26 protein-coding genes and 1 pseudogene are annotated in these 24020 nt (G+C 59.6%); 10 read left to right on the top strand and 17 right to left on the bottom strand.

What is annotated here, in order from left to right:
• Window positions 1–29: 29 nt before the first annotated feature.
• Window positions 30–1925 (top strand): DNA topoisomerase IV subunit B, encoded by a 1896-nt coding sequence (parE, locus tag G113_RS04520; protein WP_005894242.1) that lies wholly within the window; start codon window positions 30–32, stop codon window positions 1923–1925.
• A gap of 145 nt (window positions 1926–2070) precedes the next feature.
• Window positions 2071–4365 (top strand): DNA topoisomerase IV subunit A, encoded by a 2295-nt coding sequence (gene parC, locus G113_RS04515; RefSeq protein ID WP_005894241.1) that lies wholly within the window; start codon window positions 2071–2073, stop codon window positions 4363–4365.
• Window positions 4366–4421: 56 nt separating this feature from the next.
• On the opposite strand, the gene G113_RS04510 is transcribed toward parC, so the two are convergent.
• Window positions 4422–5090 carry a hypothetical protein gene (locus tag G113_RS04510; RefSeq protein ID WP_005894240.1) on the bottom strand — a complete coding sequence of 223 codons (669 nt, stop codon included), beginning with the start codon at window positions 5088–5090 and terminating at the stop codon, window positions 4422–4424.
• A 340-nt stretch (window positions 5091–5430) separates the two neighbouring features.
• Here G113_RS04510 and G113_RS04505 point away from each other — a divergent pair, with 340 nt between their 5' ends.
• On the top strand, window positions 5431–6381 hold the full coding sequence (locus tag G113_RS04505) for a transposase (protein WP_005894239.1): 951 nt from the start codon (window positions 5431–5433) through the stop codon (window positions 6379–6381).
• Between the two features lie 415 nt (window positions 6382–6796).
• Here G113_RS04505 and G113_RS04500 read toward each other — a convergent pair whose 3' ends face one another.
• The 7 genes from G113_RS04500 to atcJ form a co-directional block, all read right to left on the bottom strand.
• Complete coding sequence (locus G113_RS04500) at window positions 6797–7171, bottom strand: hypothetical protein (RefSeq protein ID WP_005894237.1); 375 nt, start codon at window positions 7169–7171, stop codon at window positions 6797–6799.
• 184 nt (window positions 7172–7355) lie between these two features.
• Window positions 7356–7607, bottom strand: a complete 252-nt coding sequence (locus tag G113_RS04495; RefSeq protein WP_005894236.1) for a hypothetical protein — start codon at window positions 7605–7607, stop codon at window positions 7356–7358.
• A 210-nt stretch (window positions 7608–7817) separates the two neighbouring features.
• Window positions 7818–8033, bottom strand: a complete 216-nt coding sequence (locus G113_RS04490; RefSeq protein ID WP_005894235.1) for a glycine zipper 2TM domain-containing protein — start codon at window positions 8031–8033, stop codon at window positions 7818–7820.
• Between the two features lie 342 nt (window positions 8034–8375).
• Window positions 8376–9293 carry a cold adaptation protein AtcC gene (gene atcC / locus G113_RS04485; protein ID WP_005894234.1) on the bottom strand — a complete coding sequence of 306 codons (918 nt, stop codon included), beginning with the start codon at window positions 9291–9293 and terminating at the stop codon, window positions 8376–8378.
• 11 nt (window positions 9294–9304) lie between these two features.
• Window positions 9305–10066: a cold adaptation protein AtcB gene (gene atcB / locus G113_RS04480; protein ID WP_005894233.1), complete on the bottom strand. Its 762-nt coding sequence runs from the start codon at window positions 10064–10066 to the stop codon at window positions 9305–9307.
• Window positions 10067–10089: 23 nt separating this feature from the next.
• Window positions 10090–10617 (bottom strand): cold adaptation protein AtcA, encoded by a 528-nt coding sequence (gene atcA, locus G113_RS04475; RefSeq protein ID WP_005894232.1) that lies wholly within the window; start codon window positions 10615–10617, stop codon window positions 10090–10092.
• Between the two features lie 6 nt (window positions 10618–10623).
• Entirely contained in the window at window positions 10624–10908 is a 285-nt protein-coding gene (gene atcJ, locus G113_RS04470) for a cold adaptation protein ActJcold adaptation protein ActJ (protein WP_005894231.1), read from the bottom strand.
• Window positions 10909–11274: 366 nt separating this feature from the next.
• Between atcJ and G113_RS04465 the strand changes: the two genes are divergently transcribed.
• Window positions 11275–11694 carry an EF-hand domain-containing protein gene (locus G113_RS04465; RefSeq protein ID WP_005894229.1) on the top strand — a complete coding sequence of 140 codons (420 nt, stop codon included), beginning with the start codon at window positions 11275–11277 and terminating at the stop codon, window positions 11692–11694.
• 64 nt (window positions 11695–11758) lie between these two features.
• Here the strand turns inward: G113_RS04465 and G113_RS04460 are convergent, their stop codons facing one another.
• The 4 genes from G113_RS04460 to G113_RS04445 form a co-directional block, all read right to left on the bottom strand.
• Window positions 11759–12280, bottom strand: coding sequence for a protein disulfide oxidoreductase (locus G113_RS04460; RefSeq protein WP_005894228.1), 522 nt, complete (start codon window positions 12278–12280; stop codon window positions 11759–11761).
• 158 nt (window positions 12281–12438) lie between these two features.
• Window positions 12439–13173, bottom strand: coding sequence for a DsbA family protein (locus G113_RS04455; RefSeq protein WP_005894227.1), 735 nt, complete (start codon window positions 13171–13173; stop codon window positions 12439–12441).
• Window positions 13174–13183: 10 nt separating this feature from the next.
• Entirely contained in the window at window positions 13184–15226 is a 2043-nt protein-coding gene (locus G113_RS04450) for a protein-disulfide reductase DsbD family protein (protein WP_040318907.1), read from the bottom strand.
• 51 nt (window positions 15227–15277) lie between these two features.
• Window positions 15278–15643, bottom strand: coding sequence for a hypothetical protein (locus tag G113_RS04445; protein WP_040318906.1), 366 nt, complete (start codon window positions 15641–15643; stop codon window positions 15278–15280).
• A 237-nt stretch (window positions 15644–15880) separates the two neighbouring features.
• Between G113_RS04445 and G113_RS04440 the strand changes: the two genes are divergently transcribed.
• From G113_RS04440 to pspG, 4 genes are all read left to right on the top strand, one after another.
• On the top strand, window positions 15881–16609 hold the full coding sequence (locus G113_RS04440) for a 1-acylglycerol-3-phosphate O-acyltransferase (RefSeq protein ID WP_005894223.1): 729 nt from the start codon (window positions 15881–15883) through the stop codon (window positions 16607–16609).
• A gap of 226 nt (window positions 16610–16835) precedes the next feature.
• Complete coding sequence (gene pspA, locus G113_RS04435; protein ID WP_005894222.1) at window positions 16836–17498, top strand: phage shock protein PspA; 663 nt, start codon at window positions 16836–16838, stop codon at window positions 17496–17498.
• A gap of 2 nt (window positions 17499–17500) precedes the next feature.
• Window positions 17501–17707 (top strand): PspC domain-containing protein, encoded by a 207-nt coding sequence (locus tag G113_RS04430; RefSeq protein ID WP_005894220.1) that lies wholly within the window; start codon window positions 17501–17503, stop codon window positions 17705–17707.
• A 90-nt stretch (window positions 17708–17797) separates the two neighbouring features.
• Complete coding sequence (gene pspG / locus G113_RS04425; protein WP_005894219.1) at window positions 17798–18022, top strand: envelope stress response protein PspG; 225 nt, start codon at window positions 17798–17800, stop codon at window positions 18020–18022.
• Window positions 18023–18260: 238 nt separating this feature from the next.
• On the opposite strand, the gene G113_RS04420 is transcribed toward pspG, so the two are convergent.
• A complete protein-coding gene (locus G113_RS04420; RefSeq protein ID WP_005894218.1) occupies window positions 18261–18644 on the bottom strand; it encodes a GIY-YIG nuclease family protein in 384 nt (127 codons plus the stop codon).
• A 99-nt stretch (window positions 18645–18743) separates the two neighbouring features.
• Window positions 18744–19634, bottom strand: coding sequence for an EamA family transporter RarD (rarD, locus tag G113_RS04415; RefSeq protein ID WP_040318905.1), 891 nt, complete (start codon window positions 19632–19634; stop codon window positions 18744–18746).
• Window positions 19635–19784: 150 nt separating this feature from the next.
• On the opposite strand from rarD, the gene G113_RS04410 reads away from it, so the two are divergent.
• Entirely contained in the window at window positions 19785–20366 is a 582-nt protein-coding gene (locus G113_RS04410) for a uracil-DNA glycosylase family protein (RefSeq protein ID WP_040318909.1), read from the top strand.
• A gap of 90 nt (window positions 20367–20456) precedes the next feature.
• Here G113_RS04410 and G113_RS04405 read toward each other — a convergent pair whose 3' ends face one another.
• On the bottom strand, window positions 20457–21320 hold the full coding sequence (locus G113_RS04405) for a DMT family transporter (protein ID WP_005894212.1): 864 nt from the start codon (window positions 21318–21320) through the stop codon (window positions 20457–20459).
• 90 nt (window positions 21321–21410) lie between these two features.
• Here G113_RS04405 and G113_RS04400 point away from each other — a divergent pair, with 90 nt between their 5' ends.
• Window positions 21411–22304 carry a LysR substrate-binding domain-containing protein gene (locus tag G113_RS04400; RefSeq protein ID WP_005894210.1) on the top strand — a complete coding sequence of 298 codons (894 nt, stop codon included), beginning with the start codon at window positions 21411–21413 and terminating at the stop codon, window positions 22302–22304.
• A 36-nt stretch (window positions 22305–22340) separates the two neighbouring features.
• Here the strand turns inward: G113_RS04400 and znuB are convergent.
• Both znuB and znuC read right to left on the bottom strand, forming a co-directional pair.
• Window positions 22341–23120, bottom strand: a pseudogene (znuB, locus tag G113_RS04395) (zinc ABC transporter permease subunit ZnuB).
• An 89-nt stretch (window positions 23121–23209) separates the two neighbouring features.
• Window positions 23210–23968 carry a zinc ABC transporter ATP-binding protein ZnuC gene (znuC, locus tag G113_RS04390; RefSeq protein ID WP_005894208.1) on the bottom strand — a complete coding sequence of 253 codons (759 nt, stop codon included), beginning with the start codon at window positions 23966–23968 and terminating at the stop codon, window positions 23210–23212.
• Window positions 23969–24020 lie beyond the last annotated feature (52 nt).

The following is a 24020-nucleotide window of genomic DNA, read 5'->3' as shown; positions in this document are numbered from 1 at the left end:
TCCCCAAACGTCAATTCGCAAGGCCCTCCATGTCCACTCAATACAATGCCGATGCCATTGAGGTCCTCAATGGCCTTGAACCGGTGCGTCGTCGTCCCGGCATGTACACCGACACCACCCGGCCCAATCACCTCGGCCAGGAGGTCATAGACAACAGCGTCGATGAGGCGCTGGCGGGCCATGCCCGTACCCTGGAGGTGACCCTGTTTGAAGACCAGTCCCTGGAGGTGATCGATGATGGCCGTGGTATGCCGGTCGATATCCATCCGGAGGAGGGGGTCTCCGGTGTGGAGCTGATCCTCTGCAAGCTGCACGCGGGGGGCAAGTTCTCCAACAAGAACTATCAGTTCTCCGGCGGTCTGCACGGGGTGGGCATTTCTGTGGTGAACGCCCTCTCCGATCGGGTCGAGGTGACGGTGCGTCGCGACGGCCAGGTCTATGACATCGCCTTCGAGCGCGGCGACAAGGTGTCTGATCTGACCATCACCGGCACCTGCGGGCGCCGCAACACAGGTACCCGGGTGCGCTTCTGGCCCCAGGCGAGCTATTTCGACTCCCCCCGCTTCTCGGTCACCAAGCTGGAACATCTGCTCAAGGCCAAGGCCGTGCTCTGCCCCGGCCTCACCATCAAGTTCCTCGACAAGAACACCGGCATCAAGCTGGAGTGGTGCTACGAAGATGGTCTCAAGGATTATCTGATCGATGCGGTCAAGCAGTTCACCTGCCTGCCGGAGCTGCCCTTCGTCGGCGCCTTCAGTACGGATCAATCCGCGGTGGACTGGGCCCTGTGCTGGCTGCCGGAAGGGGGCGAGTGCCTCGCCGAATCCTATGTGAACCTGATCCCGACCCCTCAGGGCGGTACCCACGTCAACGGCCTGCGCCAGGGCCTGCTCGACGCCATGCGCGAGTTCTGCGAGTTCCGCAACTTGCTGCCGCGGGGGGTCAAGCTGACCCCGGAAGATATCTGGGATCGTTGCGCCTACATCCTCTCCATCAAGATGCAGGATCCCCAGTTCGCCGGTCAGACCAAGGAGCGGCTCTCGTCGCGCCAGAGCTCGGCCTTCGTCTCCGGGATAGTCAAAGATGCGTTCAGCTTGTACCTGAACAGCAACACCGAGCTGGCGGAGCAGATCGCCGAGATCTGCATCTCCAGCGCCCAGCGCCGCTTGCGTGCCGCCAAGACGGTGGTGCGCAAGAAGATAACGCAAGGCCCGGCCCTGCCCGGCAAACTGACTGACTGCAACTGCGCCGACCCCATGCGGGGGGAGCTGTTCCTGGTGGAGGGGGACTCCGCGGGCGGCAGCGCCAAGCAGGCGCGGGACCGTGAATTCCAGGCCATCATGCCCCTGCGCGGCAAGATCCTGAACACTTGGGAAGTGGAGGCCGGTCAGGTGCTCGCCTCGCAAGAAGTGCACGACATCTCGGTGGCCATCGGCCTGGATCCGGATTCCGAGGATCTCTCCGGCCTGCGCTACGGCAAGGTGTGCATCCTCGCGGATGCGGACTCGGACGGTCTGCACATCGCCACCCTGCTCTGCGCCCTCTTTGTTAAGCATTTCAGGACGCTGGTCAACAAGGGCCACGTCTATGTGGCCATGCCGCCGCTCTACCGGATCGATATCGGCAAAGAGGTGTTCTATGCCCTCGATGAGGACGAGAAGAACGGCGTCTTGCAGCGGGTCGAGGCCGAGAAGAAGAAGGGCAAGGTGATGGTGACCCGATTCAAGGGGCTGGGTGAGATGAACCCGAAGCAGCTGCGGGAAACCACCATGGATCCCAACACCCGTCGCCTGGTGCAGCTCACCATGGGCGAGCTGGAGGAGGGGGACGAAACCCTGCAACTGATGGACATGCTGCTGGCCAAGAAACGCGCCCCGGATCGTCGCGAGTGGCTGGAAGAGAAGGGCAACCTGGCCATCATCTAAGGGGTTTGATGGCTGGCAGCCAAACCAGGCACGCCATCCTCCAAGCCAGCAGTCCGTTGCCATTGGCTGATCCCATCATCGGATCAGCGAGCATATCAGCCGGAGTCGCTCATGGGCGGCTCCCGAACCGAAAGAGAAGAATCACATGAGTGATGCTATCGAGCTCAGTCTGGACGGGGTAGAGCGCCAGCCGATGCGCGCCTTTACCGAACAGGCTTACTTGAACTACTCCATGTACGTCATCATGGATCGGGCCCTGCCGCACATCGGCGATGGCCTCAAACCCGTGCAGCGGCGCATCATCTACGCCATGAGCGAACTGGGGCTGTCGGCCCTCTCCAAGCACAAGAAATCCGCCCGTACCGTGGGTGACGTGCTGGGTAAGTACCACCCCCACGGCGACAGCGCCTGTTATGAAGCCATGGTGCTGATGGCCCAGCCCTTCTCCTACCGCTACCCGCTGGTGGACGGTCAGGGCAACTGGGGGGCGCCGGACGATCCCAAATCCTTCGCCGCCATGCGTTACACCGAGGCGCGCCTGTCGCGCTTCTCCGAGCTGCTGCTCTCCGAGCTCGGCCAGGGCACTGTGGACTGGACGCCGAACTTCGACGGCACCATGAAGGAACCCGTGGTGCTGCCCGCCCGCCTGCCCCACATACTGCTCAACGGCATCACAGGCATAGCCGTGGGGATGGCGACCGACATTCCGCCCCACAACGCACGGGAAGTGGCCTACGCCTGTGCAGAGCTGCTCGACAACCCCAACGCCGGGCTTGATGCGCTGATGGCGCACATTCAGGGGCCCGACTACCCGACCAGCGCCGAGATCATCACGCCGCGCGATGACATCCGCAAAATCTACGAGACCGGCAAGGGCTCCATCAAGCAGCGTGCTGTGTGGAACGAGGAGGATGGCGACATCGTCATCACGGCGCTGCCCCATCAGGCCTCCGGCGCCAAGATCATGGAGCAGATCGCCGCCCAGATGGTGGCCAAGAAGCTGCCCATGGTCACCGACCTGCGCGACGAATCGGACCATGAGAATCCGACCCGTCTGGTGATCATTCCCCGCTCCAACCGGGTGGACATGGAGGCGCTGATGGCCCACCTGTTCGCCACCACGGATCTGGAGAAGAACTATCGGGTCAACCTCAACATACTGGGGCTGGACAACCGCCCCCAGGTGAAGACCCTCAAGATGATCCTCTCCGAGTGGATCATTTTCCGCCGCGAGACGGTGCGCCGTCGCCTGCAGTATCGCCTCGACAAGGTGCTGGCTCGCCTGCACATCCTCGAAGGCTTGCTGGTGGCCTACCTCAACATCGACGAGGTGATCGAGATCATCCGCACCGAGGATGAGCCGGGCAAGGTGATGGTGGAGCGCTTCAACATCAGCGAGACCCAGGCCGAGGCTATCCTCGAGCTGAAACTGCGTCACCTGGCCAAGCTGGAAGAGTTCAAGTTGCGTGCCGAGCAGGACGAACTGGCCATAGAGCGCGACAAGCTCGAACTGCTGCTGGGCTCCGAGCGTCGCCTCAACACCCTGCTCAAGAAGGAGCTGCTGGCGGATGCCGAGAAGTACGGCGACGATCGCCGCACCCCGCTGGTGGAGCGTGCCAGCGCGGTAGCTCTGACCGAGAAAGAGCTGACCCCGAGCGAGCCGGTCACCGTCATCCTCTCTGACAAGGGTTGGGTGCGGGCCGCCAAGGGCCACGACGTGGACGTGGCGGGGCTCTCCTACAAGGCGGGGGATGGCTATCTGGCCCATGCCTGTGGCCGCAGCAACCAGCAGGCGGTGTTCCTCTCAAGCCTTGGCAGAACCTACGCCCTGGAGGCGCACGGTCTGCCATCTGCGCGCAGTCAGGGCGAGCCGCTCACCGGCCGCTTTGCGCTGGGGGCGGGGGAAGAGGTGCGTCATCTGGTGATGGGCAACGAGGGGGAACCCTATCTGATTTGCTCCGATGCCGGTTACGGCTTCGTCTGTGGCTATGAGGATCTGGTCGGCAAGAACAAGAACGGCAAGGCGCTGCTCAGCGTGCCGGAAGGGGGCCTGGTGATGGCACCCCAGAAGATTGGCTCGCCAGAGACCGATCTCTGCATGGCCATCTCCAACGAGGGGCGCATGCTGTTGTTCCCGCTCAATACCCTGCCGGTACTTGGCAAGGGCAAGGGCAACAAGCTCATCAGCATACCGTCGGCGCGGGTCAAGGCGCGGGAGGAGTTTATGGTGATGGCCGCCATTATCCCTCAGGGGCAATATGTCACCCTGTTCGCCGGCAAGCGCAAGCTGACTCTCAAGCCATCTGACCTTGACTACTACCGCGGCGAGCGCGGCCGCCGCGGCGCCAAGCTGCCCCGCGGTTTGCAGCGCGTCGATCGTATCGAGATTGAACCTGTCGCCGGCGCAGAACCGGTAGCCGGAGAAAATCAGGAAGGGTAATAGATATAGAAGGGCGCAAAAGCGCCCTTTTAATTAAAACAGTAAATAAAATTAATTTATAGAATAAGATATGTGGCTTGACCATAAGAGCCCAACAAGACATCTTCCTCCGAGTTTTCCTCATGGTTGTCATAAAAATTATATGAATCAAAGCCTAATTCTTTCCCCATCTTTATTATTTCACCTACCATACTTTCAGGTAAATATTGTGAGATTGAAACGTTTCTACCATTGGGTTGTTGGTCGGATCCGAAAAGAGTTCCACGGGACACTCCTAGTTGGAAAAGTTTTTCTTTTATCTTATCTTTGTCCTGCAAGTGATGATTAATTCCAATCACTAAGTTTTCTAGCGAGCTATCATTTTCATTAGATATTCTCGGCAGCTTTTCTATGTATTCAGAAGTTACGTGATTATTGTGAAGAGTAATTTCGTCATGTTTTATTTTAATGATTTCATTTGTTTTATTGCTTAAGTATGATGAGTAATAGGAGTCTTCCTGAAGCTCAGGTCTAAACTTTGTTTGCAATAAGAAAACAGCCGCTAGAAAAACAGGAACATTCAGAGTTGCGGCAATAACTAATATACCAGATTGCCAAGACTCCGTTCCCAAATTAGCTGCAGCTATAAGGAAGCAACTATCTAATGCCACTAACCCCACAAGCCAAGCGGCTAACAGTTGGATTGGTTTCGTGATCTTATCTGGTTTTATATTTTCTTCGCTCATTATATAGGTGCTCGTTTGATATTAGCCTATTTTTACACGTTGCCAAATACTAGCCCAACATCTTAAATTCAACACTATTGATTAGCAGCTTACCAAAACCGAATGGTTCCTTTCGTGATCCGTGCCGACCTTTGTTAAACACGACTCTCTGGTGGTGTATGGCGACCGATTACGCTTCGCTAATTAACCCTACCGGACTGCATTGCTATTGGCGTTGATTCCGCCTCCACATCCCCAGGGCCATAGGTCTGATTAGCGACGCAAAAACTGGGACACCCACCTTTTTGACAGCGGCGTAACCTTGTACTTGGCTTGAGGAGTCACTGTCGAGGGATGCGCCATGACCATTGCCCGTTCACGTCAAATCAGTTTGCAGGATACGCCTTACTACCACGTGGTCAGTCGCTGTGTGCGGCGGGCTTTTTTGTGTGGGGAAGACACCCATTCTGGCCAGAGTTACGAACATCGGCGCCAGTGGGTGGTCGACAAGCTGGGCCAGCTGTCGAGGCTGTTTGCCATCGGCATCTGCGCCTATGCAGTGATGAGCAACCATTACCACCTGGTGCTCAAGGTTGAGCCCGATACTGCCGCCAACTGGAGTGAAAGGGAGGTGGCCGAGCGCTGGGCTGGCTTGTTCCAATGGCCGCTATTGGTGGGGCGCTGGTATCAGGGGGAATCCCTGATTGAACCTGAGATTGCAGTGGTTAAACAACTGATAGGGCAGTGGCGCGAGCGGCTTTACTCCATCAGCTGGTTTGTGCGGCTGCTCAATGAAACTCTGGCTCGCCAGGCCAATCTGGAAGATGGCTGCAAGGGCCATTTCTGGGAAGGTCGCTTTAAAAGTCAGGCGCTGCTCACCGAATCAGCTTTGCTGGCTTGCATGACTTATGTAGATCTCAATCCGGTGCGGGCAGCCCTTGCCGACCGACCAGAGCAGAGCGACTACACAAGTATCAAGCAACGCCTTGATAATACGCTCCTAGCTGAAGCCTTGCCCCCGCTGTTGCTAGCGTTTGCCGATAAGGAGAAGTCCGGCTGCTTGCCCTATGCCTTTACCGATTATCTGATGCTGGTCGATTGGACAGGGCGCGCCATCAGAGCAGACAAGCGCGGCCACATACCGGTTCACCTTGCTGCCATTATGGAACGACTAGGACTTGATAAATCCGTCTGGCTTCGACAGGTGACTCTGTTCCGGCGGCGGGGTATCAGAGCGGTAGGCGACCATCAGCATCGCCAACAGTTTGCACTGCATTGTGGTCAGCTGCGTTGTTACCAGCCTAGCGACTAGACAACCCTCACCTTCCCCAACCGTTCTCGCTTCTCATAGCGTCGCTGAGCCTGTTTTTACTCGTACTGCCTGAACCGGAGGCGGAGCAGAGATATTGTTGCTGCAGCCACGTCCACGAAGTGTCGAGTCATTGACCTAGTGATGCCTGTCCAAAAAGGTGGGTGTCCTCGTATTGTTACCTCACGCATGGTGACCCTCGATATTTCAATTTGTTGTCCTGGAAATAACCGCATACCAGATGACTAGGTTAATTGACGGCTCTTGCATCTTTATTTAAATACCAACCATCAAGGTGTAATGGGGCACACGCCTTCCTGACTGCCGCTTCATTCTGCCCATGGCACCATGAGTGACACCCATCGATTTCACATATGCTGCCGGTGCAATAAACAAGCTGAATTGCACCGCCGAGCCGTCAGTTATTGAAATTCCACGCTATGGGCAGCTCAAGGTCGAAGAGAAGCTCATCCCCTTCCAGGCGAAAGGGCACGCTGGTCTGGTGCTGGTCATATTCGTCGATAAGGCGGCAGCTCTCGGCGAAATTAGATTCGTAGTTGAGGCGGGCGCTGCCACCGGTCAGAGCCCCATTGAGCTCCACCCCCAGTACCCGTAGCGGATCTTTCTGACTGAGCTTGACCCGACTGTCTCCCACGTCCACCAGCCGCTCCAGCAGGGGGAAGAAGTCCTGCTTGTGGTGTTCTATTGCCCGGGCTGTGGCCTGCTCCAACTCGGCCGGAGTGGCAAGGGGGCCATCGAGCCGGTATCGGGTCTGGATCCTTTCTTGGGTCATGATGTTTCCTCCTGAATTGTGATGTGGGATCAGCTCGGTCAGCCTAAGAGAGCTGTCATCCTAGACCAGCGGCCAGCCTGTTTCATTGCAAACAATCAACGGCGCCTTAGCGAACAAGGTTATCCCTTGTTCTGGCAGATGAAGAGATCTGCAACATTCAAATTGTGCAGATTTTTATAAAGCATCAGGCGGGAATGCGGCCACTTTTCACCAGTGCTCGACGGATGTTTTTGCACATCTTGCCGAAGCGATAAATCTCGTCGAAGCTGGGCGCGATACCGCGACCTATCTGATATTGCCAATAGGATAAGTCAGTGTCGACCAGCTCCATCAGCTTCTTGGGGCAGCCGATGCAGCTATTGTCTGGCCCGCATTTGAAGGTATCCGGTTGATAGATCGGAAATTCCGCCTTCACGGCGTCGATGATCTGCTGCATCGCGGTAATACGGTCGGGTTTTCTGCTCACGACTTGCTTCCCTGCTGCGGGTATGGGGGGGCATTATATCCCTTACAAATTGTGGGCCAATGACGCTTAGGAGGTAGTCTGAGCAAGGGAGCTTGGTGAAGGCGAGAAGGGATTGCTGCCGTCTGCAGCGATGACAACGCCCGGCGAGCCGGGCGCTGGATGATATGTGGGCAGAGGAGGTTACTTTTTGATTTCGTGGCCAATGACGCCACCGACGACGGCACCGCCAATGGCGCCAGCCGCACTGCCGCCGGTCAGTACCGAGCCGCCGACGGCACCGATACCGGCCCCCACTGCGGTACTCTTGTCCTGTTGCGACATGCCGGAGCAAGCCGTCAGACTAATCAGCAGGGCCGTTGCCACAGCCCCTAGTGCCAAACCATGGATCTTGTTCATGGGGTTACCTCTTGATGCTTTTCGTATGTCAGGTCTATTGGGCAAGCTGCCCTGAGGTGGTTGCCTATCCCCCAACGCATCAGCCCGGATAGTGGTTGCTTGATGGCGGCGTTGGCGGACATCGCGGATGCCCCTGACCTGGGAGCGGGTATCGGCCGGGCACTCGCCCTTCGGGTGATGACACCAGCTTCCCTCGCGTAAGCAGGGGCGTCTGTACGCTAGCGCTTATAGGGCGACCTTTTTATGGCCAAAACGTATCCCGGCCTTTTTCGGATGGCTTGATGCAGATATGACAACACCCGGCGGGCCGGGCGTTGGAGCAGGCTAAGGCACAACCAGTCACTAGAAGTCGTGGTAGAGGGGCCAGCCGAGCAGGGGATGCTTGAGACCGGCACGCATCTCCATGTTGTCGAGCTTCTCCGGCGAGGCCCCCTCTTGCTGCAACTGCTGGTATTGGCGCACAAAACCCAGTGTGTGCAGCAGGTTGCTGACAAAACCCCGGCTGAGCTCCTGGCGCAGGCCGGCGATCAACTCGCCCGGCAGCTCGGTCAGCATCAGATCCAGCTGGGCGGCCAGATAGTCGGTATCATACCAGGCCTCTTGCAGCACGATGTCTCGCGCCAGACGGCGTTTGAGATCCTGCTTCACCTTCAATGGCGCCGTGCCGCTGCCCTGGCCACAGAGGATGCGGTAGAGCAGGGCTTCGGCCAGCTTGTCTTCCATGGTGGGGTGATCGTTCTCGCAGGCGAAGAAGTGTTGATCAATCAGGCTCATCAGGCGGGCCTTGTTATGCTCCACCAGCGCCTTCTCGTACTCCTGCCACCCTTGCCACTCTTCCACATCCGGCGGGCTGGATATTTTATCGAGCAGACGGGCATCCACGTCGCCAAAGAGGTTGTTGCTGCCCAGCGGCTTGGGACTGACCGAGATCAGCATGGACCAGCCCTTCTGGAACGGCTTGATGGGGCCTTCCGGTGCTTGTAGCAGGGCCAGTGCCTTGGCGGCGTCCCGCTGGGAGAGCTCCTGCAACCCCAGGCTGACCACGCCAATGACATCGTGGGCGGCTTGTTCCAGCAGATGCATCTTGTACTTGTTGTAGTACTTGTCGGCGAACTTCAGGCTCATCAACACGGCCTTGCCTTTGATGGCGGCCAGCTGCTGGGTGCTCAAGCGTTCACTGTCAGTGCCAAAACGCAGCACCTGACTGAGGAAGGGGCCCTGATTGGACTCGCGTATGACTAGCTGCGTTACCTGTGACATCGAAGCGCCCCTTAATCCAGAAAGCTGAACATGTCGTCCACTTCGCTGTACTCGTCGCTGACCTGGTTCTTGTCTTTGGCCTGCATCACCAGCTCGGCGGCAAACTTGTTGATGATGCCATCCCAGCTGCTGTTCTCGTTGCGTAGCAGGGCTTTGATGGCCTGCTCCACCTCGGGAGCCTGCTGGCGGATCAGCATCAGCAAGCTGCGCGGATCGTCGAGGGAGTAGTCATGGGCATTCTCGCTCAGCTGACGATCGCTGTAGGAGAGCGCCTCTTCCAGATCTTCTTCTTCGGCGTGCAGCAGATCCGGCACCCCATCCTCGTCGTCAAGCTGCTCACCGCGATAGAACTCGATGAAGGGGATGGCGAGGTAGAAGAGGCCAGCCGGATCCTCGGCGATGCACTCCAGGATCTCGCGCTGCTTGGCCTCGCTCTCCTGGGTGCGGATCAGGTAGTTGAGGAAGTCGAAGGTGTGCTGTTGCAGCTCTTCGGCATTGTTCTTGATGGCCTCTTCCCAGTAGAGCGGCTGCTGGCAGACGATGTCGCGGATCCGCTCCGGAGTCATCAGCTCGGAGATGATGGACGGGAAGGAAATGTCATGCTGGCCGTTGATCTGGGTCAGGGTGACGATATCAATATTTTCAATGACTTCAGCCAACTGATCGTCGGACATTGTCATGGCGATCAGCTCGAATTTCTCGCTGGCCTGCTTGGGCTCGATCACGGCCAGTTCTTTGATCTCGATGGCGGCAATTTCAATCAGACTATTCATTCTTTACCCCAAGTTGCTTCAAATTAGAAACGCACTTCGTTGTACATATCCTGCTCGCCTTCTTCATCCTCGCCGCCGTCGTAGTCAGCGTCGGCGTTTTCTCCCTCGTCCTCGTCTTCATCGCGGGGCATGGCGTAGTCGTCATCACGGGCGCCGCGGGGCAGGGGATTGTCCAGCAGATAGAGCACGGCGCAGGCTTCGATAAGGGTATCTTCGCTCTGGGCTCGCACTGCCTTGACCAGGGGCAGGTCGGCGTTGTTGAAGGCCACGGACGTCTTGAATTCGTCCCAGCTGGGCTGCTCGCCTTGGCCGATCCAGTTGCGCCAGGCCGGCTTGGCCTGGACAGAAAACTGCACCCGGCCATAGAGGGCCAGCGGCAGGTATTCGGGCATGAACTCCAGCATGCTCATGTCGGCCAGCAGTAGCGCTTTCATCTTGCCGGTGAATTGTTCCAGCGCCTTGGGCTGGTCCACATCACGGTAGGATTCGATGTTCTCGCTGGCGTCACTCATCAGCGCCTTGATACGCGCCAGATCCAATGTCTTTTTCATACAGCCTCAGGGATAGAATTGATCCCATAACTCCTGCATGGCAGAGGTCGGGTCGGTCACAATGACGTTGTTAAAGTCCTTGATGAAGGCGGCCTTTTTCTTGGGGTCCGAAAGAACCTCGTAGGCCTGTTTCACCTGTTGCAGCAAGACGGCTGCGCGCGCTTGTTCTTCTTCGGTGGCCCCGAGCAGCTTGTCGGGGTGATACTGGTTCGACAGTCGTCGATAGGCTTTTTTGATGTCGTTTTCGTTGGCGTTGGATTTTACACCCAGCACCCGAAAGTAGTTGTTCATGGCAGATCCTGCCTCACTGGCAACAGAGAAGTCACAATGCTGGCCCTGGTTGGGCGGAGAAAACCAGGTACGGCGAAAAACCCGTCATTTTAACGGAAATAGCGCCGCTCTGCCATGAATAGGATGTGATCCGCCAAATGAGTTTGCCGTGAGCTGGTATCGGTCCTCTATATTCCGGTCCGGCAGCACCCGGGAGGGGCATCCCGCCATGGGGACTACCCTGACAGAGGGTACCTGTGGCGGGTGGATAGTGCATTCGCCCCGGTGCCACATCGCTGGACCGGGTGTGCATGTGACAAGGGGCCTGCCCTGGCGATCCTCATCAGGACTCGGCAAGACCGAGGCCATCAAAAGGAATAAACAGCCATGTTCAAACTTTATCTTCTGCCTCTGGCTTTGCTGGGCGGCCTCGCCGTCGTCGCCGATGAGTTCTTCGATGAGCCCCTGGTGCTTATCAAGGGGGACCTCACCAAGGCCCAGTTCATGGACAGAGCCGGGCAGCGTTTCACCCGCCAGGACAGCAATGGTGATGGCATCTTGTCGGTTGCCGAAAGGGAGGCTGCTATGGTCAGGATGCAAGATAGGATGAAGCACTCAGGCAAGGTCATGCCGGGGCGCGTGGGCAAGAGACAACCCATGCAAGACATCACCAAGGAACAGTTCATGGCGCGTCATGAAACCCTCTTTACCCGTCTGGATCAGAACGGTGATGGCGTGAGCGATGAAACCGAACGGGCCAACGCCAAAGCCAGGCTAGGCGCTGGGGCCATGCCTGCGGCGCAATAACGGAGACGGTGCCGATGCCAATTTAAAAAGAGCCCGGCTCATCACCGGGCTCCTTCTTATTGGATTACCAGCTTGCCCACAGCAGCCGGAGCTTCAATCCCCAGCGACTGCTCCAGCCGGTGGTGGTGCCGACCACCTTGCCATCCTTGAGGATCAGGAAGCTGGGGGTGACGCCGACCTGCCAACGGGCGGCGAGTGTGCCCTGCTCGTCGTTATGGGTCGGGAAGCTCAGTCCCTTCTTGGTCATACCGCGGCGCAGCTGCTCATCGTTGCCCGAGCGCAGTGCCACCGTCAGCACATTGTCACCCTCTTGCCACATCTGCTCCACCGTCGGGGTGGTGAAGCGGCACACGCCGCACCAGCTTGCCCAGTAGTAGACCAGCAGCGGCTTGTCCCGGCTAAGGGTCAGCAGATCGGCGTGACTGCCATCGCTCAATATCAGCGTTGGCAGTGGGCTCCCTTCTGGCAGGGCCGGGCCGCGCCAGAAGTCCAGCGCGGTGGAGATGATAACGGCAAACAACAGCAGCCAGAGCGCCTCTTTGCCCCAACGCCGCCAGCGTGCCCTCTTTTTCACAGCGTCTGTCATGGTGTCTCTTCTTCCTGTTTGGTCAGCTCGGCAACAAGGGGCGCTGCAGCGCTTGCTGGGAGATGCGCTCTCCTCAACCTTGGTCGTCTTGTATAGAGAGCGCCTTGCATGCCGAGCCAAGTGCCGGATGCCGCGCTCTCCGAGCGCAGCATCCGCGATCAGCTCTGTTTGGCCAACTCGGCCTTCACCAGGCGCTCGAGTTCGTCATAGGAGATGGCTCCCGGCACCAGCTGGCTGCCAATCAGGGTGGCCGGTGTGCCCTGCACGCCGAGCAAGGTGCCCAGGCGCAGGCTGGTGCGCAGCTCCTCGGTCGCCTTGTCTTCTGGTTTGAGAGCCACATTGCCGGTGGCGGCCAGCGCCTTGTTGATGTCCGTCTCGGTCAACATGCCCTGCTTGCTCATCAACTTTTCATGGAGTGGGAGGAAGCGAGCCGGATCCTGTTGCCACAGGGTCAGGCTGTACTGGGCCGCTTTGGCGGACGTTTGCCCCTTGAAGGGCAGCAGCTTGATCACCAGACCGAGATCCGGATGCTCCTTGAGCAGACGGGTCAGGTGCGGATCGAACTGTTTGCAGTAAGGGCAGTTGTAATCGGTGAAGGAGATCAGGGTCAGCTTGGGATGCTTGGCCCCCAGGCGCGGGCTGGTGGGGCTCATGAACAGCGCTTGCTGGTTGCTTATTATGATGTTGCCAAGCTGGGCGGCTTGATCCGCCGTGTTCTGCTTCTCCCAGGCGTCGGCCGCCTCATCGAGGATCTTCGGGTTGGCCACCAGCGTCTCGCGGATCAGCTCCTTGATACGGGCCTCCTGCTCCGGGGTGAAGGGGGCGGCATGCAGGCTGGGGGCCAGGGTGGACAGGGCGCCGAGCAGGGTCAGGGTGATCAGGGTCGGTTTCATCAAGTTTTCCTTAGAAGCGAGTAGTGCCAGCCTTGTGCAAGGTGGTGAGCAGATCGGCTTTGTCGAGCAAGGGGGAGAGCACCTCTCCCTTGGGCAGGCCGGGGCCGTAAATCTGGTTGAAGGGCACGGCCACGGCGCCTCGGGCGCGCAGGAAGGCGGCCAGGCTGTCGTTGGGCCGGGTCCAGTCACCCCGCAGGGCAACCACATCCGGTGCCGAGAGGGCGCTTTGCACCTCATCTCGTAGCAACACATTGTATTTATTGGCCTTACAGGTCACACACCAGTCTGCGGTGACATCAATGAAGACCCGCTTGTTATCGGTCAGAGCCTGTTGCAGCGCCGATTCCGACAGGGGTAACCACTGCACCGTCTCCCTCTGGGGGGTATTTGGCGCCGTGAGGGCGCCGCCGAGCAGCAGGGCGCCACCAATCAGGGCAGAGAGCGCCAGGGTCAGGGTGAAGCCACGCACGCCATGGCGCCAACCGATGGCGACCAGCAGTGCCAGCAGCACAGCGGCCATCAGCCAGCCGGTGGTCAGGCTGCCGAGGTGGGCAGAGAGCAGGCTCAGCAGCCAGAGGCTGGAACCCAGCATCATCAGGCCGAGCAGCATGCGCAGTCGCCCCATCCAGGGGCCGGGTTTTGGCAGCCAGAGTGCGAGGCTGGGCCAGACGGCGATGGCGAGCCAGGGCAGGCTCATGCCGATACCCAGGGCGGTGAAGATGAGCCAGAGCTGACCCAGGGGCGCCCCGAGAGCAAAGGCGACCGCAGTGCCGAGGAAGGGCGCCGAACAAGGGGTTGCCAGCAGGGTGGCAAAGCTGCCCTGCAGGAAGTGGCCGCCGAGGCTGTTGTCACCCGTGGTGGCGAGTCGGGTACTGAGGCGGCTTGGCAGGCGAAACTCGAACAATCCCAGTAAGTTGGCGCAAAACAGCAGGGTGACCATCACCATGAAGCCGATAAACCAGACACTCTGGAACTGGATACCCCAGCCGACGGCACCCTGGGTGGCGCGCAGCAAGGTGCTCATGAGGGCCAATGCCCAGAAGGAGACCAGGATCCCGGCACTGGCGGCCAGAAACTGCAGACGGATGGGACGACGTGCTCGCGTCTCCAGTTGCAGGATGGAACCCAACTTGAGGGCCAGCACCGGCAGTACGCAGGGCATCAGATTAAGAATGAGGCCACCGAGCAGCGCGGTGCCGATCAGCCAGAGTAGCGAGTGACCACTGTCAGACCCGGCCGCTGGCAGCGCCAGGGGGGCATTGATGGACGTCTCTCCCTGCCAGGCTTGCTCGCCATCGACCAGCAGTAAGCCCTGTAGTCTCCCTTTGAGATCCGGGGCATCCCCTTGCCAGCCATCGCTGACCGGAATGCGGGCCACCAGGCGCTGGCCTTCGACCCGCAGCTTGGGCTCGCCAAACTCGGCCTCTGCCTGACCGTCGAGGAAGATGGCCGGCTGCTGCCAGCCCTGGGGGCGCTCGGCAACCAGTTGCAACTCATTGGCGCCATACCCGGCCGTTAGCTGGATGTCGCTCGCCATCGCCTGGGGCAGGGTGCTCATGGCTTGGGCATAAGCAAAGTCAAAGCCCGCAGGGGCTGCGTCAGCAAGTACCAGCTGGAAGGGGAAGTCGGTCAGTATGCAGACATTGCTGCAGGTGGAGAGGCGCAGTATGCCGCTCAAGGTGCTGCCTTTCGGCGCATTCAGGGTCATGGGGAAGCGGACGTCCCCCTGGTAACCCTGGGTGCTGAGCCCGGCGACCTCGAAACGCTTTGGGGTCGGCCAGTGCCATTGGACCTGGGTTGGTGCTTCGTGTTGCCAGAGGATCTGGGGTGCTATGCCCCCCTGCCCCGGGCTGCGCCAATAACTCTTCCAGCCGGATTCGAGTTCGACCTCGAGCAACAGGCGGCTCTGGACCGGGTTGCTGAAATCCCCTTGCAGCCGTACACGGGCATGGTCGTTTTGCGCGCTGGTCAGCCAGCCGCTATCAGCGGCGATAGCCATCGCCTGCCAGCCAAGGCAGACCAGCAGCAGCGCCGTTTTGATCAATCTAGTCATTGATGTGTCTCGCAATAAATAAGTTGGGATCCGTCTAAAGTGGCGGATAACTCATTCGCGCAGCACACACAGCTGGAGGTGTAATCGGAGTTTGGGTGCTCTGCCTTCCCGGGGCGGGGGCAGGGGGGGACTATAGCGCCACAGTGGCGCCAGCACGGCAATAAGAAGGGCGACGACGAAGAACACAAGCTCGGACGCGGCGAGCTGGGCGGCGCTGAGCCACTTGCCCTTGAGTTCGCAACTGCTCGGCTGCGGGCTCTCCTGGCTCTGGCCCGTTTCGTCGGTGGATGCCAAGATTTGACAGCTGAGTGCCTGGTCGAGCTGGGCCAGTTTGAGCAGAGGCTGGGCGGCGCAGTTGAGCAGCAGTATGCACACCAGTAGCAGGAGTCGTGTTGCTGTGCGCTGTGGTTGTGTCATACCGGGCCCATCGTCTAAAGAGGGCCACATCCTAACGGGCCGCTCTTATCTATACAAGTCGCCCGGATTATTATGGCCTCGTAAGAGGCTTTTTTGGTGTCAAACAGACAAGTGGAGCGCGGTAGGGAGCAGGGCGGCAGGGCCATGCCGTCATCCCGGCCCGGTTTTGTTTGGCTAACACTTGTTCACCCAAAGCGGCCTCAGTATACTGCGCCGAATCTTGTCTAGAGGTGTTCGATGCTCAAATTTGCCCGTATTCTGCTGCTTGGCCTGCTGCTTGTCGTCTGGTTCATCCTGGCTTTGCTGCTCTGTCTGGTGCGTCCCGGCCATGCCAACAATGTCTACGTCTTCGCTCGCATGTACCATGCCGTTTGCCCGCTGATCGGCGTCAAGGTGACCTTGACCATCCCGGATGAAGTGAAGCATGTCGGCCCCGCCGTCTACATCTGCAACCATCAGAGCAACTTCGACATCTTCACCGTGACCGGTGCCGTGCGCCCCGGCGTGGTGGCGGTGGGCAAGAAGAGCCTGCTGTGGCTGCCCTTCTTCGGCCTCATCTTCTGGCTGTCGGGCAATGTGCTGATCGACCGCTCCAACAGCTCCCGTGCCATTGGCACCATAGGCCAGGTGGTGGATCGCATCAAACGTCGCGGCACCTCCATCTGGATGTTCCCAGAGGGGACCCGTTCCCAGGGCCGTGGCCTGCTGCCGTTCAAGGCGGGTGCCTTCCATACCGCGGTGCAGGCGGAGGTGCCAGTGGTGCCCATCGTCTGTTCCAGTTATTTCGGCCAGATAGATCTCAATCGCTGGGACAATGGCGAGGTGCGTCTCGAGATGTTGCCTCCCCTGTGCAGCAAGGAGCATGGCGCTGCCGGGATCCGCGAGCTGGCCGAGCACTGCCGCGAGCAGATGAGCGCCAAACTGGTCGAGCTGGATGCGGCCATCGAGCGGGATAGCGCCGCCTGATCGGGTGCCATCATGTAAAAAAGGGAGCCGCTGGCTCCCTTTTTTATTGGTTATTTTCGCCATTTAGATTGGTTAAAAATGCTAACTTTTGCGGCGAGGTTTGGAGGTGACTTTTATATCTAACTGTAAATAAAAGAAAAAATATTCTGGCATGGCTCTTGTAGTAGTTATGGCACTAGAGACTGAAACCAGGGCCCAGGCCCATCCCATGACAAGGAGCCAGACCATGAGTGTATTTAGCCGCCTCAGCGATATCATCAACGCCAACTTGCACAACTTGCTCGACAAGAGTGAGGAGCCCGAGAAGATGGTGCGGCTCATGATCGAAGAGATGGAGCAGGTGCAGATCGAGATGCGAACCCAGGCCGCCCGCCTCATTGCCGAACAAAAGCAGCTGGAACGCCAGCAAAGTGCCCTGAGTCAACAGATGCAGGGTTGGGCTGCCAAGGCCGAACTGGCCATTGGCAAGGGCCGTGAAGATTTGGCCCGCGCCGCTCTTGGCGAGAAACTGGCCGAGGCCAAGCGCCTCGCACAGCTGGAGCAGGACAGGGATCGGCTGGCCGAGGTATTGGCCCAGCTCAGTGCCGACAGCGAGCGGCTTGGCGCCAAGCTGACCGAGGCGCGGGAGAGGCAGAAGTTGCTGGCCTTGCGTGAGCAGACGGCTCACAGCCGGATCCGCGCCAGGGCCCAGATGGACAGCAGTCGCATGCATGAGCTGATGGCCCGCTTCGACGGAGTGCAGGGCAGGGTTGATCAGTTGGAGGCTCAACTTGAAGCCGCGACTCTGGGTCAGAATCCGTCTCTGGAAGCACAATTTCGCGAGCTGGAACTCAATGACGAGATAGAGCGTGAGCTGGCTCGTCTGAAAGGCCAAAAGGTGGAGGTGTAATCATGACGCCCTGGCCGAAAGACCTGGCACATCGCAAGTTGACGGGCGTCTGCGCCGGCATTGCCAATCGGTTGGGGCTCTCCAGAGTGACGGTGCGGATAGTGGCGCTGATTGCCCTGATCCTGCTACCCCCCTTCACCCTGGCTGCCTATCTGCTGGCGGTGCTGCTGATGCCACCGCGCCATGAATTGAAACGCTGGCTGGATTGAGCAAGGCGGGGCCGTCAGCCCCGCCTGTCATCACCCGCTGGCGGTATTGACCCCGGACAACCATGAGCAGCCCGGCTGCGAGGAGTATATATGTTGGAATTTCTGGTCTTGCTGGCGGTGCTGATCGTCATGGCCATGGCCGGATTCACCGTCCTGGCCATGGTGGTGGTGAGTGGGGTCTTCATGTTGTTCGGTGCCCTGGCAGGCATGATAGGCCTGGTGTTCAAGCTGGCTCCCTGGATTTTGCTGGGTCTGGTGGTTTATTGGTTGCTGGGCAACCGGCGCCGCACCGGCCGCCCCAATAGTTACCGTTGAGCCATGGTGCCAGCGTTGTTGATTGCGATGGGCTAAAGCCTGTCTGGATGACACTCCTTTGCCCAGAGCCTCTGGATAAGGGAATGTGAATAAGAGTATCTGGATAAGAGTGCCCCGATAAAGCTCCCGCTAGCGACACCTATCCTGCCTTGGCCACCCCTTGCGGTGGCCTTTTTTATGACACCGGCTCCTGCGCCCTGCCCCCATCACCGGATTCAGACTCTCACTGGCAGCTGGCTCAGGTCTTGCGGGTTGAGGTGAGCAACCACTGCTGCGCCAAGGCTTGCCAGTCATCGGGGTTGAGCACAAGGCGCTCCTTGCTGGCCTTGCTCTGCTGCTTGAGTCGATATTCGAGGCGCAGGGCCACGGCGCGCTCCCCAACCTCCTGTCGCCAGGCCAGGATGAGGGGCCCCTTGCCGCGCAGCGCCCGTGCCCCAGTGCCGCTCTGGTGCTGGGTCAGACGGCGTTCAGGATCCGTGCTGATCCCGGTATACAGGCTGCCACTGCGGGTTCGCACCATATAGATGGACCAGATGGGCGGGGCATCCCCGGCGGGGCGGCTCGGCGCGCCCTGTTGCTCGGTGGTCCTGAGCTGAGGGGGGCGGGAAAGGGATTCACTCATCTTGTGCTCTCGTCTTTGACACCCGATCTGTCCCGGGTTGGCCTGGGCTCATTATCGCCCCGGCCAGGCACAGGGCAAGGAGTAAGGACAGATGGCACATCATTCAGGTGCGTAACGTTTGCCGCGCCGCAGCTTGTGCAGGGGCAGCAGACTGACCAGCAGGCCCGCCCAGACGAAGGCGAAGCCCACCATTTTGACGGGATCCGGCAGCTCCTTGAACCAGAAGATGGCGAGCAGGAAGGCCAGGGTTGGTTCTATGTATTGCAGCAGGCCCACAGTGCTCATTCGGGTGCGCAGCACCGCATAGCAGAACAGGCCAACCGGTAGCAGGGTGGCGGGCGCGCTGCCCATCAGCAGCAGGCGATCCCCCCAGTCCCCCTGTATGAAGGTGCCCTGGCCCTGCCATGTGATCCATCCGATGAACAGCAGGGCCAGGGGCAGTTGCACCAGGGATTCGAGATAGAGGCTGGTGCTCGCCTCATAATGTACCTTCTTCTTGAGCAGGCCGTAGAGGGCAAAGTTGGCCCCCATGATGAGGGAGAACCAGGGCAGCTGCCCGTATGAGAACAGCATGTAGGCCAACCCTGCCAGCGCCAGGGCAACCGCCAGGTGTTTCTGGGGCGTGAGCCGCTCACCGAGGAAGAGCACGGCAAAGGCGATGTTGAACAGGGGAGTCATGAAGAAGGCGAGGCTGGTGGCCAGCACCTGGCCCGTGGTCAGGCACCAGGTGAACATGCACCAACTGACGGACATGATGGGGCCGGCCAGCAGGATCAGGCATAGCTTGCGGGGCTCCTGGCGCAATCTTTCCCAGGGCAGCCGTTGGCCGAACAGGGCAAACAGCAGGGCGAGCAGCACCACGGACCAGAGCACTCTGTGGGAGAGCAGCTCCCACATGTTGACCTCGGGCATGAACTGGTAATAGAGGGGCAGCAGGCCCCAGAGCGCGAACGACAGGGCTGCACCGCCCGTTCCCATCCAGCTTTTCATTCTTTCTCGTTTATTAAATTAAACAATTTGGGCCGCATCATAGGCCGCGATGCCGGAGCCGACAAGCGGCCTGGGCGACAAAATCCATGAGCCTGGATGGCACGCTGGCGGGCGCTGTGCTCAGGACCTTCAACTGTTATCATGCTCGCCATGAACCGACTCGACTCGCTATTTGAACAGATCCGCGCCTGCCGCCAGTGTGAGGCTCATCTGCCGCTGGGGCCCAATCCCGTGATCCGGGGCAGTGAGCAAGCCCGGCTGCTCATCATAGGACAGGCCCCAGGCACTCGGGTGCATGCCAGCGACATCCCCTGGGACGACCCCTCCGGCGGGCGGCTGCGCGACTGGCTAGGGCTGGCTCCGGCCGATTTCTATGATGAAAAGAAGGTTGCCATCATGCCCATGGGCTTCTGTTATCCGGGGCGCGGCAAGTCGGGGGATCTGCCCCCTCGTCCCGAGTGCGCCCCCGCCTGGCATGACAAGGTGCTGATGCTGATGCCTCATATCGAGCTGACCCTGCTTATCGGCCAATATGCCCAGCAGCACTACCTCGGCAAGGCACGTCGCGCCAGCCTGACCGAGACGGTGCAGCATTGGCGTGATTATGGCGATGCCTGGCTGCCGCTGCCCCATCCCTCTCCGCGCAACACCCTCTGGCTGCGCAAAAATCCCTGGTTCGAGACCGACGTCGTCCCCGAGTTGCGCACCCGAGTCGCTACCCTGTTTCCCTGACAACTGGACCGGCGATGCTGGCCTCACTGCTCGATGTTGCCCTTTCGTTAGCGGACTCCGAGGCCGTGATTACCCCCCCTCGATTCTTGTTTAGGCCGCAGGCTCAGTCAGAGGCTTGGCTCTGCCTTTTCCCCGCGCCATGGCGGCCAGGGGAATGATGATGCACAGGCAGCCAACCAGCAGGGGCAGACCGGGTTGCTCATCGAACAACCAGGCGCCAATGGCAACCGCCGCCAGCAGGCCGGTGTATTCGGCCGAGGCAATCTTGCTCGCCTCCGCCTTGCGATAGGCCAGCACGCACAGGCCCGCATAGACCATGATCAGCGCCGAGGAGCCGAATGCGGGCCAGAGCAGCTGCCACTGCCAGGGCGTCGGATCCCAGCAGGCCAGGGCGAAGATGATGGGCATGCTCAGCACGTTGGTGAAGAAGAGGGTCTGGACTATCGGCTGCTGCAGGGGGAGGCGCTTTATCAGCAGGTTGTTGAGGGCCAGGGAGAGTGCGACGCCGAGCGCCGCCAGTGCGGCCCAGTTCACCTCGGTGGGGCGCAGCACGATCAACACGCCGATGAACCCCATCAGCGCGGTCAGTACTTTTTGCCGGGACATGGCTTCCCCCGCGATCCAGACCGCGAGCGGCACCATCAACAAGGGAGCTGCGTAGAAGAGAGCATTGGCTGTGGCCAGCGGTAACTGGGTCAGGGCTATCACCATGAGGCAGACGCCCCCCGCCCAGATGTGGGCGCGCAGCAGATGCCATTTGAGGGCGACCGGTGGGTGGCGACGCCAGGACCAGAGCAGCCAGGGGGCGAGCAGCAGCGCCGCCGAGACCTGGCGAAAGAAGACGAATTGGAAGATGGGCTGATCAGGATCCAGTACCTTGACCAGGACGTCCGAGAAGACGGCTATCACATTGCCGAAGACCAGATAGAGAATGCCTGCCGATACTGAATTCATACCACCTCCTGACTTGATGGGATCAGGGTAGCGGTGGGCTTACTATTTGGTAAAATGATAAATAAAGACCATCTATGAGATTTATAGATAATGAAACTGCCCCCACTGCGTGCCGTGCAATATTTCGAGGTAGTTGCCCGCCTGTTGAGCTTCTCCCGCGCCGCCATCGAGCTCCATGTCAGCCAGAGTGCCGTCAGCCATCAGATCCGCCTGCTCGAAGATTTCCTCGGTGAGCGATTGCTGCTGCGTCAGGGGCGGCTCTTGTCCTTGACGCTGCAGGGGGAGATCTATTTTGAGGGGATCGCAGCCGGGCTTGGTCAGATAGCCCAGAGCAGCGCCCAGCTCAGAGGAGGGGGGCAAATGCAGCTGCGACTCGCCGTCTACAGCTCATTTGCGGTCAAGTGGCTGATCCCGCGTCTGGCCAGTTTGCGCCAGCAGTGCCCCGAGCTCGACCTCAGCCTGGAGATGGTGGCCGAGGATCCGGAACTCTCCGATCGGGTGGCCGATTGCTTCATCACTGTCTGCCCCAATGGGCGTGGTTATAGCCATGATCTTATCTATCAGGAGCGGCTCTTCCCGGTGTGCAGCCGTCGGTTGTTGCAGCAGGTGGAAGGGGAGTGGCCGGATGCCATCTGGCAACTCCCCCTGCTGTCGGTGCAGTCCATCTACAAGTCGCGGGGGGAGGATTGGCTGCGCTGGGCCGAGGCGGGCGGGCTGACGGTGCCGGAGGGCGTGCGCATGCATCATTTCAGCCATGTCTTGCTGGCCATGGAGGCGGCGGCCTGGGATCAGGGAGTGACTTTCGTCAATGATTACATGGTGCGACCCGATGATCCCCAACTGGTACGTCTGCCGGTGCATCAGCTGGAGACAGGGGATGCCTTCTACTTCACCTGCAAGCGCGGGCGGGCCCATGAGCCCGCCATTAACCGCCTGCGTCAATGGCTGTTGCTGGAAACCTGCCAGAGCCTGCCACCACCCTAGATGGCAGCCTAACGATGAGATGCGCAGGTCAGCGCATCAGGCTCTCTTGAACTGGCTGAGGACAAACAGGCTGGCAGCGCAGACCACCACGGATGGGCCCGCCGGGGTATCCTGGAACCAGGAGAGGCTCAGACCACCCAACACGGCAAGGCAACCAATCAGTGCCGCAAATCCGGCCATCTGCTCCGGCGTCTGGCTGAAACGGCGCGCCGTCGCAGCCGGGATGATCAGCAAGGAGGTGATGGATCAGCGCCCCGACGAACTTCATGGCACGGCGATCACCAGGCCAATCAGCAGCATCAGCACGCAGCGCAGCACATCGACCCGCACCCCTTCCACCCGCGCCAGCTCTTCCGAGATGGTCATGGAGAGCAGGGGATCCCAGAGTCGCCACAGGGTGAGCAGCACCAGTGCGCCACCGCCGTAGATCCAGAGCAGATCCACTGGCTGGACCGAGAGCAGATCACCAAACAGATAGGCCATCAGATCGACCCGCACATTGTCCATGAAGCTCAAGGTCACCAGGCCCAGGGAGAGTGCGCTGTGGGCCAGGATGCCGAGCAGGGTATCGGTGGCGACCTGCTGGTTGCGGCTCATGACGACGAGCAGCATGGCCATGGCGAGGCAACAGACCACCACTGCCAGGGTGAGATCCACTTGCAGCAAGATGCCGAGTGCGATGCCAAACAGGCAGGCGTGGGAGAGGGTGTCGCCAAAATAGGCCATCTTGCGCCATACCACGAAGCTGCCCAGCGGCCCGGCCAAGAGGGCGATGCCGAGACCGGCGGCGAGGGCATATAACAAAAAGCTGTCCACGTTAAGATCCTTACTTGCAATCGGTTGGCGAAAGGAGGTTCAGGCCGGGTCTGGCTCAAGATTTATCCGGGCTTTGCACTGTCGTCGGCTTATTTGCGCGACGGCAGGCGGATGAGCGGAGCTGGCTCCACATGTTCATGCTGGCCATCGCAGTGGTGGTGATGGGTATAGACGGCCAGCACCTCCTGCTCGGGTCGGCCGAACAGGCGCGCAAATTCCGGATGGCGGGCCACACTTTCCGGTTCTCCATGGCAACAGATGTGGCCGTTCAGACAAATCACCTCATGGGTGCTTGCCATCACTAGATGCAAGTCGTGGGAGACCATGAGCACGGCGCAGTCGAACTCGGCCGCTAGTTTGCCTATCAGGGCATAGAGCTCGATCTGACCATTGATGTCGACCCCTTGCACCGGTTCATCCAGTACCAGGAGCTCCGGCTTGACCAGCAAGGCGCGGGCCAGCAGCACTCGTTGCATTTCACCGCCGGAGAGCTTTTGCATCCGGTTATCGAGCAGGCTCTGGCCACCGACCCGGGCAAGGGCTTCCTCAATGGAGAGGCGGCCATTCTTGCCGAGTTGCAGGAAGCGGCGCACGGTGAGTGGCAGTGTCGGATCCAGATAAAGTCGTTGTGGCACATAACCGACCCGCAGGCCGCCCCTGCGCACTATCTGCCCCGAGTCTGGCTTGAGCAGTCCCAGCACCAGCTTGCTGAGGGTGCTCTTGCCTGCGCCATTGGGACCCACAAGTGTGGTGATTTTGCCTTTATTGAGGGTAAAGGAGACCTTGTCGAGCACGAGTCGTCCATCGAATGAGAGACAGATCTCTTTGAGCTCCACCAATTGGGTCATGACAGCTCCGGGGTTTACAGCCAGTGAGAGTTATAATATAACAGTCGCGTTT

It is taken from the genome of Aeromonas molluscorum 848, from assembly GCF_000388115.1.
In the GTDB taxonomy this organism is placed as follows: Bacteria; Pseudomonadota; Gammaproteobacteria; order Enterobacterales; family Aeromonadaceae; genus Aeromonas; species Aeromonas molluscorum.
The sequence above is the reverse complement of the archived record's forward strand: the minus strand, read 5'-3'. Positions and strand labels throughout refer to the sequence as shown.

Bases quoted from the DNA above. Each gene is read 5' to 3' on its own strand.
- znuC (WP_005894208.1), bottom strand. From the start codon at position 23,968: ATGACCCAATTGGTGGAGCTCAAAGAGATCTGTCTCTCATTCGATGGA.
- G113_RS04405 (WP_005894212.1), bottom strand. From the start codon at position 21,320: ATGAATTCAGTATCGGCAGGCATTCTCTATCTGGTCTTCGGCAATGTG.
- G113_RS04505 (WP_005894239.1), top strand. From the start codon at position 5,431: ATGACCATTGCCCGTTCACGTCAAATCAGTTTGCAGGATACGCCTTAC.
- G113_RS04400 (WP_005894210.1), top strand. From the start codon at position 21,411: ATGAAACTGCCCCCACTGCGTGCCGTGCAATATTTCGAGGTAGTTGCC.
- atcC (WP_005894234.1), bottom strand. From the start codon at position 9,293: ATGTCACAGGTAACGCAGCTAGTCATACGCGAGTCCAATCAGGGCCCC.
- G113_RS04465 (WP_005894229.1), top strand. From the start codon at position 11,275: ATGTTCAAACTTTATCTTCTGCCTCTGGCTTTGCTGGGCGGCCTCGCC.
- pspA (WP_005894222.1), top strand. From the start codon at position 16,836: ATGAGTGTATTTAGCCGCCTCAGCGATATCATCAACGCCAACTTGCAC.
- G113_RS04510 (WP_005894240.1), bottom strand. From the start codon at position 5,090: ATGAGCGAAGAAAATATAAAACCAGATAAGATCACGAAACCAATCCAA.
- atcJ (WP_005894231.1), bottom strand. From the start codon at position 10,908: ATGAACAACTACTTTCGGGTGCTGGGTGTAAAATCCAACGCCAACGAA.
- atcA (WP_005894232.1), bottom strand. From the start codon at position 10,617: ATGAAAAAGACATTGGATCTGGCGCGTATCAAGGCGCTGATGAGTGAC.
- parC (WP_005894241.1), top strand. From the start codon at position 2,071: ATGAGTGATGCTATCGAGCTCAGTCTGGACGGGGTAGAGCGCCAGCCG.
- G113_RS04410 (WP_040318909.1), top strand. From the start codon at position 19,785: ATGAACCGACTCGACTCGCTATTTGAACAGATCCGCGCCTGCCGCCAG.
- G113_RS04450 (WP_040318907.1), bottom strand. From the start codon at position 15,226: ATGACTAGATTGATCAAAACGGCGCTGCTGCTGGTCTGCCTTGGCTGG.
- rarD (WP_040318905.1), bottom strand. From the start codon at position 19,634: ATGAAAAGCTGGATGGGAACGGGCGGTGCAGCCCTGTCGTTCGCGCTC.
- G113_RS04420 (WP_005894218.1), bottom strand. From the start codon at position 18,644: ATGAGTGAATCCCTTTCCCGCCCCCCTCAGCTCAGGACCACCGAGCAA.
- G113_RS04460 (WP_005894228.1), bottom strand. From the start codon at position 12,280: ATGACAGACGCTGTGAAAAAGAGGGCACGCTGGCGGCGTTGGGGCAAA.
- G113_RS04430 (WP_005894220.1), top strand. From the start codon at position 17,501: ATGACGCCCTGGCCGAAAGACCTGGCACATCGCAAGTTGACGGGCGTC.
- pspG (WP_005894219.1), top strand. From the start codon at position 17,798: ATGTTGGAATTTCTGGTCTTGCTGGCGGTGCTGATCGTCATGGCCATG.
- G113_RS04490 (WP_005894235.1), bottom strand. From the start codon at position 8,033: ATGAACAAGATCCATGGTTTGGCACTAGGGGCTGTGGCAACGGCCCTG.
- atcB (WP_005894233.1), bottom strand. From the start codon at position 10,066: ATGAATAGTCTGATTGAAATTGCCGCCATCGAGATCAAAGAACTGGCC.
- G113_RS04500 (WP_005894237.1), bottom strand. From the start codon at position 7,171: ATGACCCAAGAAAGGATCCAGACCCGATACCGGCTCGATGGCCCCCTT.
- parE (WP_005894242.1), top strand. From the start codon at position 30: ATGTCCACTCAATACAATGCCGATGCCATTGAGGTCCTCAATGGCCTT.
- G113_RS04455 (WP_005894227.1), bottom strand. From the start codon at position 13,173: ATGAAACCGACCCTGATCACCCTGACCCTGCTCGGCGCCCTGTCCACC.
- G113_RS04495 (WP_005894236.1), bottom strand. From the start codon at position 7,607: ATGCAGCAGATCATCGACGCCGTGAAGGCGGAATTTCCGATCTATCAA.
- G113_RS04445 (WP_040318906.1), bottom strand. From the start codon at position 15,643: ATGACACAACCACAGCGCACAGCAACACGACTCCTGCTACTGGTGTGC.
- G113_RS04440 (WP_005894223.1), top strand. From the start codon at position 15,881: ATGCTCAAATTTGCCCGTATTCTGCTGCTTGGCCTGCTGCTTGTCGTC.